Below are 18,963 nucleotides of genomic sequence, written 5' to 3'. Positions count from 1 at the left end.
CGCCAGAGTATAGTCAAGATATGTCTTAAGTTCAATATACTTTGATCAAAATGCTTGAGTTTAAGTTTATAAGACTGAATTGTATAAGAAAACCTTACTTATTTCGCTATTTACTTCTTGTAAAAAACATGCTACTAATAAATTGTGTTATATAATTGAATTGGAGTAAGTTTTGGCAGTTCCGAAGAGAAAAAAGTCAAAGTCAAGGCGTAATATGCATCGTTCTCATCATGCTATTAAGCCTAAGAATATTGTGGTATGTGCAACAACTGGAGAATTCATGTTGCCTCACAACATAGCAGTTGACAATAGTTACAAAGGAAAACGTGTTTTCATTAAACAAAAGGCGGAGTAACTCATGATATGTTACCCACGGTCAACAACAACATAGTTATCGCACTTGATGCTATGGGAGGGGATTTTGCACCTCTCTCCGTAATTCAGGGTGCTAGTTTTTTCTTGGATAATCTTGTTGACCCAGGTGTTGAAGTTTTTTTTCATATTTATGGAGATCAGAAAGAAATATCTCCTTTGCTTTCAAAATACAAAAAAGTAAGCGATAACTCCGAATTTACCCATTGCTCTGATAATGTTCTCCCAAATGATAAACCCTCTTTTGCACTTAGACATCGCAAAGATTCAAGTATGAAGGCAGCTGTTGAAGCAGTGAAAAAAGGTAAAGCTTTTGGGATGGTGTCTTCAGGCAACACTGGAGCATTGATGGCTATCTCCAGATTTATTTTAGGAACATTACCCAATATCTATCGTCCTGCTATTGCATCTGTCTGTCCAACTAAGACAAAAAGCTTTGCATTGCTTGATCTTGGTGCAAATGTTGACTGTAATACTGACTCATTATTTCAATTTGCATTAATGGGGAGTATATTTGCAAAAATAGCATTAAAAGTTGAAAATCCTGAAGTCGCTTTGCTAAACATTGGTACAGAAGAAGTGAAAGGTACTGACTCAGTAAGAGGAGCTTTTGAGTTACTCAAAAATGCTCCAAGTATTAACTTCAAAGGATATATAGAGGCAAGTGAATTTTTAGATGGTAATATAGATGTAATTGTTGCTGATGGTTTTGTTGGTAATGTAATGTTAAAAACAGCTGAGGCAACTGCGAGTACTCTTATCGATCTAATAAAGCAGGAAGTATTTAACTCATGGATAATAAAAATGCTTATTGGTACGTTATTAAAATCTAAGTTAAGTAAGGCGTTAGTGCGTTTTAATCCTAAAATTAGAAGTGGAGCTATGTTTTTAGGGTTAAATGGTATCGTTATAAAGAGTCACGGAAATTCTGATGCTATTTCTTTTGCTCACGCTATAAAATTTGCAGTAAATGCAATCAGTGAAAATTTAAACCAGAAGATAATTAACGGGGTAAGTCATATTGAATAAAAGTTTCATATTGAGCACTGGTTCTTACCTACCAAAAAAAATTTTGAGTAATAACGAAATTGCATCGATAATTGAAACAAACGATGAATGGATAAAGCAGAGAACAGGAATAGTTCAAAGGCATATAGCAGATGAAGGAGAACTAACGTCAGATTTAGCTGTTAATGCAGCAAAAAGTGCTATAGAAAAAGCTAAAATTTCAGTAGATGAAATTGACTTGATTATAGTTGCAACAACAACGCCTGATAAAACTTTGCCTAGCTGTGCAACGATTATACAAAGTAAGTTAAAATGTAAAAACGCATTTTCTTTTGATGTACAAGCAGCATGCTCTGGTTTTATATATGCAGTTACAGTTGCTGATTCGCTCATAAAATCTAACAATAGAATTAAATATGCGCTCGTTATTGGTGCTGAAATCATGTCTAGGATTGTTGACTGGGAAGATAGGTCAACTTGTGTACTCTTTGGTGATGGTGCTGGTGCAGTGATAATAAAATCGGAAATGGGTAGCAGCGGCATCATATCAACAAACTTACACTCTGATGGCAATGTGGACATATTATGTACGAACGGAGGAATATCCTCTACTCGTGATTCTGGAAAGATACTTATGAATGGAAGAGAAGTGTTTAAACATGCAGTAGAGAAATTAACAGCTTCAGTAGAGGAAACTCTAAAATGCAATAGTTTGAAGATTACTGATATTGACTGGTTAATTCCCCATCAAGCAAACATTCGTATTATTGAAGCAGTAGTAAAGAAATTAGATTTTCCTATAGAGAAAGTGATTAATACTGTTGATAAGCATGCAAACACCTCAGCAGCGTCAATTCCACTGGCTTTAGACTATGCAATACAAGAATCAAAAATAAAATCAGGAAATCTGGTACTGCTGATTGCAATAGGTGCAGGTCTCACATGGGGTTCCATATTGCTACATTATTAAACTTCTTACATCACTTTCCATTACCCAAGCCTCTTTTTTTTCCGAGCTTCAGTGTTATATGATGTACTGACAAAGTTTTGAGATATTATTACAAACATCATATTCACAAGAAATACTTGACTTCACGTGTACTAAGAAGCATTTTATATATGCTGTGTGCCCGTAGCTCAGTTGGATAGAGCAACAGCCTTCTAAGCTGTGGGTCGTAGGTTCGAATCCTACCGGGCACATTCTCTTCTATCAATGCTTTCTATAAATTCTCAAGTACTCTGGTACCACATTTTCAATTGCTAATGGTCGAATTTTCATTGTTTCGAGATCATCTGACTTTTCAATTGAACTACTCATCATAACTTGCACCTGATCTCGAGTAAGTATAGGGCTTGCATCTCCGGTTATAGGTTTTAACAGCACAGAAACAACTTTGCTTTCTAAGAAAAAGGCTATCAATCTTGCCATTGGAAAAGGTACATTGATCAGTAGACACTTTCTGTTAGTCACATTCAGAATAAACTTCAATAAGCTTTTAAAAGAGTAAACTTTTGGTCCACCTATATTATAAATTTTTTTATCTTGCTTATTAAAGCTGATAATACGGTATACCACTTCAGCTAAGTTTGTTACACATATAGGCTGAAACTTCGTTATTCCACTACCGATCAACGGCAAAAAAGGAAGAATTGTTGCTAATCTTGCAAATTTATTAAAGAAATTATCTTCTTTACCAAATACAAGACTTGGCTTAATTATTATTGCTCCTTGAAACGCCGAAGTTACAGCTTTTTCACCTTTCAATTTACTTTGGGCATATTTTGATAACTTACCATTTTCTATTCCCATAGCAGAAAAATGTATCATCATGGATACATTTTTTATTTGTGCAGCTCTTGCTATTCTTTCAGCTATTTCAACATGAACGGCATAGAAATCGTGCTTTCTTGTCTCATATAGTATTCCTATTAAATTTATAACAACATCACACCCCTCCATACTTTCTAAAATTGATTTTTCATTAAAAAAATCTCCTTCAATCATTGATATTTGTCCTAAATTTCCACATAACTTCAGACAAGCAGCTTTTTCCTGATCACGAGTAAATATTCTTATTAAATACCCCGCCGCTGCCAAGCATCTTACGATGTGTTTTCCTATAAATCCTGTTCCACCAAAAATAACTATACGTTTTATCACAGTTAAAACTTCCAATAACTTAACTTTAAATTAATACAATAGTTTTATTTAATATTCTATTGTGAATTCCTGCACTATAAGGTCCATTCTCATTCCATGAGAACCTTTAACTAAAATTACATCATTACCTTGAACAATATTAGCTAAATTACTTTTCAATTGGTTAGAATCATCGAAATGCATGCCTTTTATATTCTCCGGTAAAAGTTTATTCAATTCTAACATAAATTTACCAACTGTATGAACTTTATTCACATTTTGTTCTACTATAGAGTCAAGCAATTCTGTATGAAATACTATGCTTTCATTACCAAGTTCTAACATATCGCCAAGCAGTGCCACTTTTCTTAAATTAGAATATGTACCTAAAGTTCTTATTGCAGCCTTCATTGAAGTAGGGTTAGCATTATAGGAGTCGTTAATCAAATGTACTAATTTTCCATTGTATTTAGCTTGATGAACATTACCTCTACCTTCTGTTACAGTAAAATTTTCAAGTGCTAGTGGTAATTTAGATAAATCAAGTTCGAGACTTTGCAAAACTGCTGTAACAACTAATGCAGAGTATGCAAAATGCTCACCCCGCAAACGTAAATTACAGTTCATAATTTGACCATTGTTCAGTTTTATTTTTAAATTTAGACCGTTATCGTCTCTTATTAGGTCTAACAAACAAACAGTAGCACTTTCATTCTTACCAAAGCTTACTACATTTCTGTTAGCATTTGATAATAGATAATCATAATGTTCATTATCCTTATTCAAAACCAAAGTACCATTATTTTTCATGCCATGCAGAACTTCTAATTTCGCTTGCGCAATATCAATTAGAGATGAAAAATTTTCAACATGCGCAGGTTCAATGTTGGTAATAACTGCAATATCCGGATTGCTAATCTTCGATAACTCTTTTATTTCACCAGCTTTATTCATTCCCATTTCAAGAATTAAGTACTGGCAGTTTTTTGGAGCTTTTAGAATTGTCAAAGGCAATCCTATATTATTATTTAAGTTGCCTTCATTTACATGAGATACTCCATAATGCAACAAAACAGTGTTAAGCATATCTTTTGTAGTGGTTTTCCCAACACTACCTGTAATTGTGATAACTTTAGCATTAACAAGAATATTTCTAATGTAATATGATGCCATATTATACAAAGCTTTTAGAGTATCTTGCACAATAATTAGAGGAAAATTTCTATATTTATCTTCGCTTACTACCGCAGCAACAGCTCCTTTTAAAAATGCTTCATGTAGAAAATCATGGCCATCAAATTCCTTTCCCTTGAGAGCAATAAATAAATCACCTTTTTTTATGCTTCTTGTATCCGTTGAAATATTTGAGCTATATACCGAATTACAAATACCCTCCCCTCTTCCGCCAGTAGCATCAATAATATTATTTGCGTTCCATTTTAACATAATTTATCTTTAAAGGTAATTTGAACAAGAAAAGCAGCAAAAATACTACATGCTTTGGTAATGTACAAATAATGATTGCAATCTCTATAATTTCATCTTATAATAGATATACAAGCTTAAATGTTTTCGTCTATAATTAGGTGTACTTTACTATTTGATTGTAGAAAGTGACTTGGAGGTATGTATGACAAAAGATGAGTCAAATAAAAAGTCTGTTTTGGCTAAGATAAAAGGCGTGTTTTTTCTTGTGCCTAAAGCACTTATTTATCCTATAAAGAAACCGTTTGCTTCAATTGATGAAATGAAGCATGATGCTAAAGTTTCATTAAAAAAGGTTGTTAGTGATGTACCTAAAAAAGAAGAGAAATATGACCCACCTATAAAAACCACAGAAGCTAGCAAGGATCTTGGTGTAGAAATAACAGAGCAGAAGAAAGGGACAGGAAAGGTAGCTTTTTTAGTGTCAAGGACTCTGACGGGAGATATACCTTATTTGAATGATGAACAATTAGGTCAAGTAAAGAAAAACCTACCAAATGTAACTATTTTCAAAGAAGAAAACAAAATTGTAATTGAAATTAACGTTGAGGAAATAGCTAACACTATTAAAACTAATCCTGATAATAAAGGCAAGAGCGAGAAAGAAATAAAAGAGCTTGTTCTTAAAGGAATTGCTAATAAAGTTGAAGGCGACCTCAAGAAGTTTGCAGAAATCACTGGTGGAGAATTTAAAGTTCACACAGACTTAAAATTGCTGTATGGTATTGCAGAAAAATTGTATCGAGAATATGATAACCAGAACAAATCATCAGAAGCTCTAAGGTCAGCACAAATTGGAAAGTCACCAGGGCAGTCTTCAGAAACTGTTACAAGTACAGATGAATTAGTAAAATCTTTTAACATTACTAATCCTAACGAATTTCCTTTTGGTAAAAGTAAAGAAGCTATTTCTCCTATAAAAAATATGCTGTTATCAGAACAAGATATCAAAAAGCAAGTAGAAGGATTGGGAAGTACTTTTTTGAATTTTGAAGATGCCTCTGGTGAAGTAATAAAACCACTATCTACGCCTGATGTAGAAAGAAATAAAGGAAGAGGAAAAGGTCGCTCTTAAAATATGAGCAATGAAGTTTATGATAGCAATAACATCTTTGCTCAAATATTAAGAGGTGAGTTACCTTGTGAGAAGGTACATAAAAATGAAAATGTGCTAGCTTTTTGTGATAAGTATCCTGATGCACCAGTTCATATTCTAGTTATACCAAAAGCTCAATACGTTTCATACGATGATTTTGTTCTGAAAGCTTCCGAAGAGGAAATAGTAAGTTTTTTTAAAACTGTTAGAGAAATAGCACATAAATATAACTTAGAAAAAACAGGATATAGATTAGTTACTAATCACGGTAAAGACGGAGAACAAGTTATACCACACTTTCACGTACATATTTTAGGTGGTAAAAGATTAGGAAAGCATGTAAATACATAGTGTTATATGTTTTTTAAATGAGTGAATATTTAACCATATTAATTTTTATCTGTGTATCAATTGTAGTATCTTTTACTTTAGGTGTATTACCTATGTTTCTTGCAGTTAGTAACCCAGATGGCGAAAAGCTTTCTACATATGAGTGTGGCTTTAATCCTTTATCAAGAGCCAGAAAAAGTTTCGACATAAAATTTTACTTAGTTGCAATATTGTTCATAATATTCGATTTAGAAATTGCTTTTCTTTTCCCTTGGGCTGTTTCTTTATCTAAAATAAGTTATTGTGGATTTTGGTCTATGATAATATTCCTTGCAATACTTACTATAGGCTTTATCTATGAGTGGTGTAAAGGTGCGTTAGAGTGGGAGTAGTTTATGGTAAATCAAATTCTATCTGATGGCGACTGGAATCGTTACAAAAAAGAAGGTTTTCTTATCACTAAATTTGGTGATTTAATAGATTATATAATGAACTGGGCAAGGTCTGGCTCGTTGTGGCCAATGACATTTGGTCTTGCATGTTGTGCAGTGGAGATGATGCATACTGCATCCAGTCGTTATGATCTTGATAGATATGGCATGATCTTTCGTGCAAGTCCAAGGCAAGCAGATGTTATGATTGTTGCTGGCACACTAACTAATAAAATGGCAGCGGCATTGCGTAAAGTTTATGATCAAATGGCGGACCCCAAATACGTAGTTTCTATGGGAAGTTGTGCAAATGGTGGTGGCTATTATCATTATTCTTACTCAGTAGTCCGTGGTTGTGATAGAATTGTACCAGTTGATGTTTATGTTCCTGGATGTCCGCCAACTGCTGAAGCTCTTCTATATGGAATGCTATGTCTACAAAATAAAATAAAACGAACTAAGAATATATAGCATGGATAAAACTGCAAAATACATACAAAACAATACTAAATGTGAATGTATTCAAAAAAATGATGGTACTATTGTAATATATTCAACTTTGAATGGCATTGAAAATCACTTGCTCTTTCTGCGTGATGATGAAAAATGTAGGCTTGAATTATTAGTTGATATTTTTGGAGTTGATTACCCAGATAGAGAAAAACGTTTCGAGCTAATATACAATTTGCTCAGCGTTGTACACAATATCAGAGTGCACATAAAGCTTCAGTTATGTGAAGGTGATATACCTCTAAGTGTAGCAAAAATATTTAACGCAGCTTCGTGGTTTGAGCGTGAAGTATTTGATATGTATGGAATAGAGTTTTCTGATCACCCAGATTTACGTAGGATTTTAACGGATTATGGATTTAAAGGCCATCCAATGTTAAAAGATTTTCCTCTCACTGGCTACGAGGAAGTAAGATACGATATAGAGGCAAAAAAGGTTGTATATAATCATATAGACTTACCGCAAGATTTTCGTATGTTTGATAGCTTATCCCCTTGGGAAGGTAGTAAAGCCACAAAAATAAATAGAAAGGAGTAGAAAATGACAGTACAAAGAAAAAAAATATCTTTGATTGGCGCAGGAAATATCGGTGGGACTCTTGCCCATATGATTGCACTAAGAGAGCTAGGAGATGTTATTTTGCTTGATGTAAGCGATGGAATACCACAAGGTAAAGCGCTTGACATTACAGAATCATCTCCTATTGATCGATCTAATGTCAATATTACTGGTACAAATAGGTATGAAGATATAAAAAACTCTGACGCAATTATAATAACTGCTGGCATTGCCAGAAAACCTGGAATGAGCAGAGATGACCTTCTGCAAACTAATGCTGCAGTAATGAAAGAGGTTGGGGAAAATATTAAAAAACATTCTCCAAACGCATTTGTAATAGTGGTTACCAATCCTTTAGATGCTATGGTTTCAGTAGTATACAAATCTTCAAGCCTGCCAACTAATATGATTGTTGGTATGGCAGGAGTGCTTGACTCTGCTCGTTTTCGTTATTTTCTTGCAAGTGAGTTAAATATTTCTGTCGAAGATGTATCTGCTTTTGTGCTTGGAGGACATGGTGACACTATGGTACCACTAATCAATTATGCTTCAATTGCTGGCATTCCACTTACCCAAATCATTGAGATGGGTTTGATTACGCGAGGAAAAGTTGATGAAATAGTTGAGCGCACTCGTAATGGTGGAAAAGAAATAGTTGGTCTACTTAAATCTGGATCTGCATACTATGCTCCTGCATCTTCAGCCATAAGCATGCTAGAATCATACTTAAAAGATAAAAGGCGTATATTACCATGCGCTGCTTATCTTAATGGTGAATATGGTGTGAAAGACTTATTCATTGGTGTTCCTACTATTATTGGCAAAAATGGAGTTGAGAAAGTTCTAGAAGTTAAAATGAACGATAGTGAACAAGAGATGTTTTATAAATCTGTAAGTGCAGTAAAAGAGCTCTGTAAGCTAAATTAATTGCCCTATAGAATTTCTTTGAGCTCAAGCTTCGAAAACAGTCTAAAAAAATTATTTGTAGTTATTTTTGCTACTTGTTCCGGCGATTCATTCCATAATTCTGCTAAACAATTCACAACATATTTCACCATTGCCGGTTCATTTTTTCTTCCTCTGTAAGGCTCAGGAGATAGATAAGGTGCATCAGTTTCAACTAAAACACGCTCACGTGGCACATTTTGTGCAATTTCTCTTAGTAAGTTCGCATTTTTAAAAGTAATAATTCCAGAAAATGAAATGTATAATCCCAAGTCCATAGCCTTATAAGCAAGCTCTTTAGAAGAAGCAAAGCAATGCATTACTCCACTAAAAGCGTCCTTCTTCATTTCTGAATTTAACATATCAATCATCTCACTATCAGCATTTCTAGTGTGAATAACTAAAGGTAATCCTGTTACTTTTGCCGCTTCTATATGTGATGCAAAACTTTTTTTTTGATTGCTTTTGTTATCAGATTTATAAAAATCTAATCCGGTTTCACCGATACTAATTACCTTTTTGCCCTTAGTAAATTCAATCAATTCATCAGCATTTATACACTCACCTTTTTCCACATTAGTATCAAGCGGATGTATACCAACGGAGCAGTAGACTTGATCATAGGATGAAGAGATTTTTAATAATTTAGGGATATCATTAATGCTTATACATATGTTATGCAAAATTCTCACACCATTTTGCTCTGCTCTTGAAATTACCTTTGGTATTTCATCATCAGAAAAATAAATTAGATGACAATGAGAATCAACTATCATAAATAGATCCTTTTATGATAGAAGAAAACTCTTCTATCACTTTTTTATAAACTTCTTTTTTGAACGGTATGGCACTGGCTACCAAATCATCCACATTTTGCCAACGCCACTCTTTGAACTCTGGATGATCAGTATAGTTAATATTAATATCCTTATCCTTCCCACAAAATTTCATTAAGAACCACCTTTGCTTTTGGCCAGAATATCTCCCATTCCAGCATATCGGTATAACTTCCTCGGGTAAGTTGTAATATATCCACTCTTTATTTTGAGCCACAACTTCTTCTTCATCAGTACCAACTTCCTCCAATAGCTCACGTAGCGCTGCCTGCTCTAGCTCTTCACCTTCATCAACTCCTCCTTGTGGCATCTGCCAATAAGAGTCACTATCAAAACGTTTTCCAATAAAAATATTTCCCTGTTTGTTAAATAACATTATGCCAACACAAGGGCGATACTCTTTCTCCTCACTAATCACAAATACTCTCTGTTGCTAAATTATCTATCATAGAAGTTCCAACTACTTTTTTACTATTCATTTTTTCAACAATTTTTTTTGCAACTTCTTTTGCGCTTAAGTTTGAGTTATCAATTTCAAGTGAACCTTGAGGCACAAATAGTTTCTTTCCTTTAATTCTTCTCATAGCAAAATCTGAATCAGTAATTTTTCTCTCCTGCTCTCTTTCCTTTAATTGAACGCGCTTTACTAGTTCTCCACTATTACAATATAACACCACAGGGAGAATCTCCACGTTCATTTTTTTACTTAAATTCACCACTGAGTTATATACTTTTTGATCATAGGAATCACCTTTTATCAATTCGTTTGTAAATATATAATGCTTTGATTCTATATGGTATTTTTCCAATATTGCTAACATATTCTCTCTAATCACAAAAATTTCTTCCCATATTTCACTTGTAACCTCAGCGTTTCTGAAATCAATCATATCAAATATAATATTATTAAACAGGTTATTGTCTACTATCACCCCATCAATAATATTACACAGCTCTTTTGCAATCGTAAGTTTGCCACTACCCGGAAATCCGATTAAGTAAATGACCATACCATCAGAAAACTATCATATATTACAAATATATGTATTATAAACGTTACACTAGAAACATATCAAAAATAGTTCATATTCAGAAATTTTGAGTGTATCATTACAGATAAATTATATAATTTAGAATAATGAATGGTGATACAGAATCAATAAAAAATACAATTGTAGATGTAATAGATCAAAACAAAGGTCAAGATATAGTTACTTTTGATGTACAGAATAAAACTGTCATTGCAAAATATATGATCATTGCATCCGGTGATTCGAGCCGCCATGTAAAAGCATTAGCTGAGCAAGTGATGAAAAATCTCAAGCAATATGATAAAATAGATGTAGAAGGTATGGATGAAGGTAACTGGGTGATTGTGAATTTTCAAGGTATAATGGTTCACCTATTCAGGCCAGAAGTAAGAGAATATTATAAGATAGAAGAGTTATGGAATTGATTATCCAGGTAGCTGGTATACACTTGCTCAAATGTTGTAATTTTGAAGGCAACCCTTATGAAGTTGGTGGTGTCATTCCAGTGCTTGACACTGGAATCTAGAAAACTTAATCATAAATGAGCACACTATACAACATTTTTGATGAAATTTCATAATAAACTGGATTCCAGCGTCAAGCACTGGAATGACGCCATCGTTAACAACACCGTTTACACACAAAATAACATATTATGAAACATAAATCTGAGTTTTTAAACTTCATTCAAGAAAGAGGATACCTATATCAATGTACAAACATTGATAGGTTAGACCAGCTATTATCACAAGATAATTATATAATTGCATACATTGGGTTTGATTGTACGGCACCAAGTTTGCATATTGGCAGTCTCATTCAAATCATGATGCTCCGTCACCTACAAAAATTCGGTTATAAGCCAATAATTCTACTTGGAGGTGGCACAACAAAAATTGGTGACCCATCTGGTAAAGACAAAGCAAGAAGCGTCTTGCCGATAGAAGATATCAATCAAAATATACTTGGTATAAAGAAAACCCTCGAGAAGATGATATCTTTCGATTATGGAAAAACTGGTGCAATCATAGTAAACAACGCAGATTGGTTAGATAACATAAAATATATAGACTTTTTGCGTGATATAGGGACACATTTTTCTGTAAATCGCATGTTAGGCTTTGATAGTGTGAAAATTAGGCTAGATAGGGAGCAAAATCTAAGCTTTCTCGAGTTTAATTACATGTTGTTACAAGCCTATGATTTTGTCGAGTTGAATAAAAAGTATGGCTGTCGTTTCCAGATTGGAGGGTCAGACCAATGGGGAAATATAGTAAACGGAATTGAACTTGGCAAAAAGTTAAATTTACCTGAGCTGTTTGGTCTTACCACACCTCTTTTATTAAACGCGCAAGGAAAAAAGATGGGCAAAACTGAAAGTGGAGCTATATGGCTCGATGGCAGCATGCTAAAGCCTTATGACTACTGGCAATATTTTCGCAATGTTGATGATCAAGATGTTGGTCGTTTCTTGAGACTTTTCACTGATTTACCAACTGATGAAATTAAAAAACTAGAGTCCTTGAAGGATCAAGAAATAAATGAAGCAAAAAAGGTCTTGGCAACAGAAGTGACAAAAATATGTCACGGTTGTAAAGAAGCGAAACTTGCACGATCTGCTGCAATCTCTGCTTTTGAAAATGAAGACAGTTCATTGCTTTCTGGTTACACTATCACAAGAGAACAAGTTGCAAATGGCATACTCCTGATAGACTTGCTTCATGACACCGGTTTTGAACCTTCAAAAGGTGCGGCAAAGCGTTTAATACAGGGAAATGGATGTAAAGTTAATGATAATACTATAAACGATGTTAACTATACAATAAACTCTGAAAGCTTTGAAGGTCAGCCATTTATCAAATTATCTGCAGGAAAGAAACGCCATATTAAAATTTTAGTGAGTGAAGTAAGAAAGTAAATTTGTCTCTGTTCAGCAGAATAGCAAAATAAGGTAGCCAAGAAAAGATAATTATAGGAACAAATGGATATCATTGAAGCAGCTGACACTGTGGCAGAATCGCTAGGCAACCCTACTATCGCTAGCAGTTTCTTGCTGTCGATTTGCTAAGATTGGTTTATCAACTTGAGTATCAGGCTTTGACAATTTATATATAGCATTGCCAACTATTAGTGCTGTTGCTGTAATTGCAACTACTGCTATAACTATAGGTATTAACTCAGCTGTAATTGCTCCGGCTGTAAAAAGTGCTATAGATATAGCAGTACCTAATAATGCAGTTACTCCACCGGCAATCCACCCTATCTTAATTGCTTGACAATTAAGATAGTATAAAGGAGTCTCTCCCCACATATCTACTGCATTAACATTGACACCTCTTTCCACAAGAGCATCTATTATGGCCATACTGCGAAATAAAGCAGCATAGTGTAAAGGAGTCCTTCTCCATATATTTATTGCATTAACATCTGCACCTTTTTCTATGAGAGCGTTTGCTATGTTTATACTATCAAGATAAGTAGTATTATGTAAAGGAGTATCTCCTTTTACATCTTTTTCATTAACATTTGCCCTTTTTTCCATGAGAGCCTTCGCTATATTTTCTAGGTTAAAGGAAGCCACCAAGTGCAAAAGAGTCGCTTTTTCACCATCTTTAAACACATAATTTATATCAAAGCCAGACTTTTCCCACTCTTCATATTCCTTTGAATATCTTTTCAGCTCATTTTGTATTTTTTCAATTACGTTATCTTTGCTTAAATCTTTGTCAACATTAACTAAACTTAATAATTCGTGCCAATTTGAAATTTCCATTGCCATAACCTTATCTTTAATTTTCAATAATGTATTTAATTATATGATAAGAAGTCAATTTAAATAAATTACACATACATGGAACTTATCAGATAAATATATAATATGAACTAGATTCCAGCGGGCTTTGTTGCATCACTATCTATGAAAGGCTAACTATACAAGCAGCTTATTGAAAATCTTATTTTTTGCAATCAATCTGATTAAATTTAAGAATAGTAATTTATTGTTTGTACTAGTAAATTTAATTCTACTTAAAATAGCTAAAGCATTGAAATTCTTGAATTCTAGCTAGATTAGTGAATGATAGTAAAACTTCTGTGCGACCCGAAGTTGCGATTTTGTGATGGTTAGATTCCATCTTCCCTAGACATCAGGGATAATGTATGTCTCACATTTTAAAGAATGGCAACCTTTAGGATGCAAGCATGAGATAAAAGCAGGTAATGCTAAACCTTATAGCAAACTCCTGCAAACAGAGTTAGATATGGTTACGAGAGAAACTTATGATTGAATTGTCGTTATATTGAATATGCGAAATTAAGGTTGTTTTACGCATAGACCAAAATGGTATGAAGCATACGAGGAATTAAAGTTAGATGTCTTTGATTATAGATGTTCTCAGCTTCCGGTAAAAAGTAAGAACCTAAGTCTAACACGAAACAAAATCGTGAAACGGGATAACCATATAGGTGCTCTTATATTCATTTGAATGTAAGTAGGCAGCCAGCCATAAGCACTTACATTGGAGGGATTGTCCAAGAAGCTAATGCCCAAAGTAATATTTGGGATATAATGCACCCCATAAACTAGACCAAAAAAAAATGGTTGATCCGAGTAGGAAGGTAAAGGGGTAAAAGTATGGCGACAAAAAAATATGAACCAGAGTTAAAAGCAAAGATAGCTTTGGAAGCAATAAAAAATCAAAAAAGCACAGCTGAGATATGTAGTGAATATAAAATACCATCAACAAATCTATATGATTGGCGTGATAGAGTATTGGCAAGGTTAAAAGACCTATTTGTTGAAGAAAGTGAAAGTGCGAGAAAACAAAGAATCTTAGCGCAAGAAATAGAAAGTTTACATAAAGTAATAGGAGAATTGACAGTGGAAAATAGCTATTTGAAAAAAAAATTACTGAAATAAGCAAAAAAGATAGAGTAAGGTTTATAGAAAAAGATTCTGATCTGTCAATTAGGAAACAGGCTGATTTATTGGGGATTTGCAGATCTAGCCTATATTATAGGCCTATAATTAATAACGAAAGTGAAGTAGCAAATTTGATTCAAGAAGTATATTTGGCTTCTGATTGCCGTTATGGATATCGTAAAATTACTGCTGAAATCATAGCGAGTGGAGTAGTAGTCAATCACAAAAAAATCTTAAGAATTATGAAAAAAATGAAGATTAGTGGGCTGTATTGTAGAAAAAGATGTAATACAAGTATTAAAGAAAAAAAGCATAAAATATATCCTTATTTACTCAAAGATTTGATTATTTGTAGAGTTAATCAGGTATGGGCTACTGATATAACATATATTATGGTAGAAGGTAAGTTTATCTATTTTGTGGCAATAATGGACTTGTATAGTCGCTATATTATTGCTCATTCATTATCACCATATCTCGATGCTGGATTTTGCCTTTATACTCTCAAAGAAGCTCTAAAACAAGGTAAACCTGAGATTTTTAATAGTGATCAGGGGGTGCAGTTTACTAGCTACAACTTTATTATGGAATTAGAGCGTGCTAATATTAAAATCAGTATGGACCATAAAGGACGTTGCTTCGACAATATATTTGTTGAGCGCTTATGGAGAACTTTAAAGCAAGAAGCTATATATTATTATAGACCAAATAGTATCAGAGATTTAAATCTTATAATAAATGATTTTGTTGCTTGGTATAACTATAGAAGGCGACATCAGACTCTACATTATAAAGTTCCTGCTGATCTTTATTATCATAAACAGTAAATGAATATATTGATAAATACTTTAAATGTGTGTCGACGTATTTATCAACATATTCATTTTAAAAATCGGATCACTTTGAAAAAAATGGTCTAGACAAATGGGTGCATTATACTTTGCAGCTTCCTTTAGGCATAAAATTACTGCTACTGTAGAGTCAGTTATCCCTTCTATAGTTTTCAAGTCATCTATTTCCTGGCCTAAAACTCCTCCTATTCCAAAATTATCTATTAGCTTTCTAGCAATAATTCGAGCTTCTTCCCTGTCATGCACTGCACTTAGAAACGTTTCTATTACTTCACGATCAAGTAGTGCTTTACCGTTGCTTTCTAATGCTCTGAATTCTATTTCTTCTCTACGATCTTTCTTATTATTCATAAAAATTACCCTTCACTAATAACAAAATGTTTTTATATATTTACTGCTGTTTTTTGTCAGCATTGGCATAAGGCCATAGCTTTTGAGTGAAGTCAAATCAATTTTTCAATCTTTTTTACTTATTTTTTCATCAAAAAGTAAAGATATTAATAGATACTGATTTTTTATTTTAAATTTGTTGAATTTCGTCTAAAGAGATGCCCACTGTTTTTAAAATAATATTGATAGAAATTCCTTCCTTAACTAAATTCTTTGCAATTTTCATCTTTTCTACTCTCTTCACTTTCTCTTTGCAAACTTGTATGCTTTCAAACAGAGATTTTATGAGTACATGACGTAATTCTTGGCTTTTAATCTTTTTGTATTCTTCTATTAACCTTGATAGTTCCACTTCACTATTCTCATTTTCTCTTGTTTCTGGAAGCAGATCTGTAATATTAATTAATAGCATCTTTGCTATTTCATCTAACATTTCAAGTGAAACAGCAGCTCGTCCTTGTTCATATTCATATATTCTTTGATTTATTATGCCCACTTTACTTGCTAAATCTTCCTGAGTGTATCCTCTTCTCAACCTCCATTCTTTTACTCTTTGACCTACTTTATACGGAATGGAAATTTTTTTCTCATCATTATCATATTCATCAACAGATAAATTGGTTGTTCGAGAGATAACATGAGCAGAAACTCCTTCCTTAACCAAACCCTTTGCTACTTCTATTTTTACCGCCTTTCCACTTTCTTCCTCACTAATACGGATGAATTTAGTTAATAAATAAAACGTTTCACGTAATTCTTGATCCTTAATCTCTCTATGTCTTCTTACTAGATTTAATACCTCTTCTCCCTCATACCTTCCCTCATTTGATACTTCTTGTACGCAAGCTAGATCTCTAGCAGTTGTTGATAATGCTTCTGCTAATTCATATAACTTCTTAATTGAAATTCTGCGTGTTCCTTTTTCGTATTGAAGTATTACCTGATATGTTGTTCCGATTTTTTTTGCTAAATCTTTTTGAGTATATCCCTTTGCTAATCTACGATTTCTTACTTCCTGTCCTATTACTTTGTAATCTAAAAAATTAGAGCATTTATTCTCTTTTTTCACATTTTATACTCCATAACCAGAAGAGCTGTTACGTATACTTAATTGGGAACCTTTTTGACAAATTGAACTCATCTCCTTTCAAACAATTTTTCTATATCACTTAGTTTCATTTCTATATACGTTGGTCTTTCATGACCAGGATATGGAGTTTTCTCAATTTGTCTTAGTATCTCATTCATCTCTTCCAATTTCATTTTTCTTCCTGCTCCATGGCAAGCGATTGTGGCTGATATTTTATTCACCTTATCCTCTATTGGCAACGTATCTTCCATTTCCATTAACTTATCTACTATATCAACTAGCATCTCTTTTATATCTATTGTTCCCAAGATTGCAGGTATTTCTTTTATCGTTACTTTATCTTCTGATTGTATTTCAATATCAAAACCCATTTCAAAAAGCTCATCTTTATAAGTTTTAACCATTCCCATTCCAGCTTGGTTTTTAATTTCAACTGTTTCAGGAAGAAGTTTTTGTCTTTTTATGCTTGTTAAGCACTCGTATATCAATCTCTCATAGGCTGCATGTTGATCTACTATAATCAGCCTATCTCCAGCCTCAGCAATAATGTAAGTATTGTGGACCTGACAACGTGCATATCCTAGGGGATGATCCTCTACCAAATCAATTTGCTTCCTTTCTAAAACCATCGTTCCCTTTTGGGCTGGGGATTCTCCATACTTAAAAGTTTCTGGTAAGCTTTGCCTTCTTTCATCTGGTGCATTGAATTCTTTCATTAGACGATTTTCTAAAAGACTTGGTCTCTTTTCATAAAACTCTTTTTGATCTTTTTTCTCTTGACTATCAACCTGCTCTTGGCTTTTACTATCATTAAAAATTAGCTCCTCTTCAATACCTTGATCACCCGCTGCAAATCTCGTTGATAGTGTTTTTATTATCCCTCTTCTCACTATTTCATATATTAGCCTTTTATTCTGAAATCTTACTTCCGATTTATTTGGATGCACATTTACATCTACTTGGTCATATGGTACTTCTAAATGCAACACTGCAAAAGGATACCTATTGTTTGGAATAAAATCGTGATACGCATATCTAATTGCACCAACAAGTAGATTGTCTTTTATTGGCCTTCCATTAACAAACGTATAAATCTGAGTTGAGTTGCCACGATTGACATTAGGTTTACAGATGTGTCCCTTAAGTTTGATGCCTTCTTCTTCCTCTTTAACTTCCAGTGAATTGCTTTGAAATTCTTCTTCTATTTCACATAATCTGTTGAACAGCGAAGTTTGCTTAACATATTTTAAGAGCTTTTTATTACCAGAAGTGAAAGTAAACCCAATACTATAATTAATCATCGCTAAGTTATTCACAATATCAACAATACTTTGTGTTTCTGCCCTTTCGGTTTTTAGAAACTTTAGTCTATTTGGTGTAGCAAAAAATAAGTCACGAACTTCAATATATGTACCTTGCAACAAAGAACAAGGGGTAATCTCTCTTATTTTTTCTCCTCCCTCATACCTTATAGACCATGCTTCCTTTGCTCCACTTGCCTTAGACGATAATTTCATTCTGCTTACTGCTGCAATTGAAGGTAAAGCTTCTCCCCTAAACCCAAGGTGCTTGATTTCTATTAACTCACTATCGCTTAATTTTGAAGTGGCATGCCTCATAAATGCTAGTTCTAAGTCGTCCTTTTCTATTCCATTTCCATCATCTGTCACAGTTATAAGGTTACGTCCACCACTTTCTATTTTGATCTCTATCTCTGAACTTCCAGCATCTATTGCATTTTCTACTAATTCCTTTACTACACTCGCTGGCCTTTCTATTACCTCTCCCGCTGCTATACGATTTATAGTTTTTGTGTCTAAAAGAATTATTGCCATATTTTCAACTCTCAGTCTGATCAGTTTAATATCAATTAAAATCAGATTGTCTATTAAATTCTATTCTAAGCCCTTTCATGAAGATCATTAGAATTATGTATAATTATTAATGCTTTTTAAGTGGATTTCCTA

22 protein-coding genes and 1 tRNA gene are annotated in these 18,963 nt (G+C 33.5%); 14 read left to right on the top strand and 9 right to left on the bottom strand.

Translation table 11 applies throughout. The features are described from left to right. Positions 1-172 precede the first annotated feature (172 nt). From rpmF to LB100_RS01690, 4 genes are all read left to right on the top strand, one after another. A complete protein-coding gene (gene rpmF / locus LB100_RS01705) occupies positions 173-355 on the top strand; it encodes a 50S ribosomal protein L32 (protein ID WP_006014434.1) in 183 nt (60 codons plus the stop codon). 8 nt (positions 356-363) lie between these two features. Further along, positions 364-1,401: a phosphate acyltransferase PlsX gene (gene plsX, locus LB100_RS01700; protein ID WP_264719669.1), complete on the top strand. Its 1,038-nt coding sequence runs from the start codon at positions 364-366 to the stop codon at positions 1,399-1,401. Continuing rightward, a complete protein-coding gene (locus LB100_RS01695; protein ID WP_264719670.1) occupies positions 1,394-2,350 on the top strand; it encodes a beta-ketoacyl-ACP synthase III in 957 nt (318 codons plus the stop codon). The genes plsX and LB100_RS01695 overlap by 8 nt, the downstream gene beginning before the upstream one ends. A gap of 156 nt (positions 2,351-2,506) precedes the next feature. Continuing rightward, positions 2,507-2,580 (top strand) — tRNA-Arg (locus LB100_RS01690). 10 nt (positions 2,581-2,590) lie between these two features. On the opposite strand, the gene LB100_RS01685 is transcribed toward LB100_RS01690, so the two are convergent. Continuing rightward, positions 2,591-3,541, bottom strand: a complete 951-nt coding sequence (locus LB100_RS01685; protein WP_264719671.1) for a complex I NDUFA9 subunit family protein — start codon at positions 3,539-3,541, stop codon at positions 2,591-2,593. A gap of 48 nt (positions 3,542-3,589) precedes the next feature. Continuing rightward, entirely contained in the window at positions 3,590-4,966 is a 1,377-nt protein-coding gene (locus tag LB100_RS01680) for a UDP-N-acetylmuramoyl-tripeptide--D-alanyl-D-alanine ligase (protein WP_456201178.1), read from the bottom strand. A gap of 184 nt (positions 4,967-5,150) precedes the next feature. On the opposite strand from LB100_RS01680, the gene LB100_RS01675 reads away from it, so the two are divergent. Genes LB100_RS01675 through mdh form a run of 6 tightly spaced genes read left to right on the top strand, consistent with a single transcriptional unit; the run spans position 5,151 to position 8,858 of the window. Then, positions 5,151-6,080: a hypothetical protein gene (locus LB100_RS01675; protein ID WP_456201176.1), complete on the top strand. Its 930-nt coding sequence runs from the start codon at positions 5,151-5,153 to the stop codon at positions 6,078-6,080. 3 nt (positions 6,081-6,083) lie between these two features. After that, positions 6,084-6,452: an HIT domain-containing protein gene (locus tag LB100_RS01670; protein ID WP_456201175.1), complete on the top strand. Its 369-nt coding sequence runs from the start codon at positions 6,084-6,086 to the stop codon at positions 6,450-6,452. A gap of 17 nt (positions 6,453-6,469) precedes the next feature. After that, positions 6,470-6,823 (top strand): NADH-quinone oxidoreductase subunit A, encoded by a 354-nt coding sequence (gene ndhC / locus LB100_RS01665; RefSeq protein WP_264719675.1) that lies wholly within the window; start codon positions 6,470-6,472, stop codon positions 6,821-6,823. 3 nt (positions 6,824-6,826) lie between these two features. After that, a complete protein-coding gene (locus LB100_RS01660; protein ID WP_264719676.1) occupies positions 6,827-7,333 on the top strand; it encodes a NuoB/complex I 20 kDa subunit family protein in 507 nt (168 codons plus the stop codon). Between the two features lies 1 nt (position 7,334). Continuing rightward, a complete protein-coding gene (locus tag LB100_RS01655) occupies positions 7,335-7,910 on the top strand; it encodes an NADH-quinone oxidoreductase subunit C (RefSeq protein WP_264719677.1) in 576 nt (191 codons plus the stop codon). 3 nt (positions 7,911-7,913) lie between these two features. Then, positions 7,914-8,858 carry a malate dehydrogenase gene (mdh, locus tag LB100_RS01650; RefSeq protein WP_264719678.1) on the top strand — a complete coding sequence of 315 codons (945 nt, stop codon included), beginning with the start codon at positions 7,914-7,916 and terminating at the stop codon, positions 8,856-8,858. A gap of 5 nt (positions 8,859-8,863) precedes the next feature. Here the strand turns inward: mdh and LB100_RS01645 are convergent, their stop codons facing one another. The 3 genes from LB100_RS01645 to LB100_RS01635 are packed head-to-tail and all read right to left on the bottom strand — an operon-like array spanning position 8,864 to position 10,722. Beyond that, the gene (locus tag LB100_RS01645) at positions 8,864-9,652 is read right to left on the bottom strand and encodes a TatD family hydrolase (protein WP_010403563.1); all 789 of its coding nucleotides are present in this window, start codon (positions 9,650-9,652) and stop codon (positions 8,864-8,866) included. After that, positions 9,642-10,130: an RNA pyrophosphohydrolase gene (locus tag LB100_RS01640; RefSeq protein WP_456201172.1), complete on the bottom strand. Its 489-nt coding sequence runs from the start codon at positions 10,128-10,130 to the stop codon at positions 9,642-9,644. Before LB100_RS01640 ends, LB100_RS01645 begins: the two co-directional genes overlap by 11 nt. Beyond that, a complete protein-coding gene (locus tag LB100_RS01635; RefSeq protein WP_353281613.1) occupies positions 10,123-10,722 on the bottom strand; it encodes a hypothetical protein in 600 nt (199 codons plus the stop codon). The genes LB100_RS01640 and LB100_RS01635 overlap by 8 nt, the downstream gene beginning before the upstream one ends. A gap of 128 nt (positions 10,723-10,850) precedes the next feature. On the opposite strand from LB100_RS01635, the gene rsfS reads away from it, so the two are divergent. Then, complete coding sequence (gene rsfS, locus LB100_RS01630; protein WP_064085463.1) at positions 10,851-11,168, top strand: ribosome silencing factor; 318 nt, start codon at positions 10,851-10,853, stop codon at positions 11,166-11,168. A gap of 230 nt (positions 11,169-11,398) precedes the next feature. After that, positions 11,399-12,661, top strand: a complete 1,263-nt coding sequence (gene tyrS / locus LB100_RS01625; RefSeq protein WP_264719682.1) for a tyrosine--tRNA ligase — start codon at positions 11,399-11,401, stop codon at positions 12,659-12,661. A 102-nt stretch (positions 12,662-12,763) separates the two neighbouring features. Here tyrS and LB100_RS01620 read toward each other — a convergent pair whose 3' ends face one another. Further along, positions 12,764-13,516 carry an ankyrin repeat domain-containing protein gene (locus tag LB100_RS01620; RefSeq protein ID WP_319803442.1) on the bottom strand — a complete coding sequence of 251 codons (753 nt, stop codon included), beginning with the start codon at positions 13,514-13,516 and terminating at the stop codon, positions 12,764-12,766. Positions 13,517-13,898: 382 nt separating this feature from the next. Between LB100_RS01620 and LB100_RS01615 the strand changes: the two genes are divergently transcribed. Both LB100_RS01615 and LB100_RS01610 read left to right on the top strand, forming a co-directional pair. Then, positions 13,899-14,030 carry a hypothetical protein gene (locus tag LB100_RS01615; protein ID WP_255521118.1) on the top strand — a complete coding sequence of 44 codons (132 nt, stop codon included), beginning with the start codon at positions 13,899-13,901 and terminating at the stop codon, positions 14,028-14,030. Between the two features lie 347 nt (positions 14,031-14,377). Then, positions 14,378-15,492 (top strand): IS3-like element ISWpi17 family transposase gene (locus LB100_RS01610; RefSeq protein WP_214303219.1). Its coding sequence is split into 2 segments (ribosomal slippage): positions 14,378-14,651 and positions 14,651-15,492, totalling 1,116 coding nucleotides; the frame shifts between segments, so codons are not numbered across the junction. Positions 15,493-15,513: 21 nt separating this feature from the next. Here the strand turns inward: LB100_RS01610 and LB100_RS01605 are convergent. From LB100_RS01605 to mutL, 3 genes are all read right to left on the bottom strand, one after another. After that, the gene (locus LB100_RS01605) at positions 15,514-15,867 is read right to left on the bottom strand and encodes a hypothetical protein (protein ID WP_456201169.1); all 354 of its coding nucleotides are present in this window, start codon (positions 15,865-15,867) and stop codon (positions 15,514-15,516) included. A 169-nt stretch (positions 15,868-16,036) separates the two neighbouring features. Further along, positions 16,037-16,975, bottom strand: coding sequence for a WO male-killing family protein Wmk (wmk, locus tag LB100_RS01600; RefSeq protein WP_262986639.1), 939 nt, complete (start codon positions 16,973-16,975; stop codon positions 16,037-16,039). A gap of 68 nt (positions 16,976-17,043) precedes the next feature. Further along, positions 17,044-18,831, bottom strand: a complete 1,788-nt coding sequence (mutL, locus tag LB100_RS01595) for a DNA mismatch repair endonuclease MutL (protein ID WP_456201167.1) — start codon at positions 18,829-18,831, stop codon at positions 17,044-17,046. Positions 18,832-18,963 lie beyond the last annotated feature (132 nt).

Source organism: Wolbachia endosymbiont of Protocalliphora sialia, from assembly GCF_053891855.1.
Note: the sequence above shows the minus strand (reverse complement) of the source record. Positions and strands in the feature narration are given on the sequence as shown.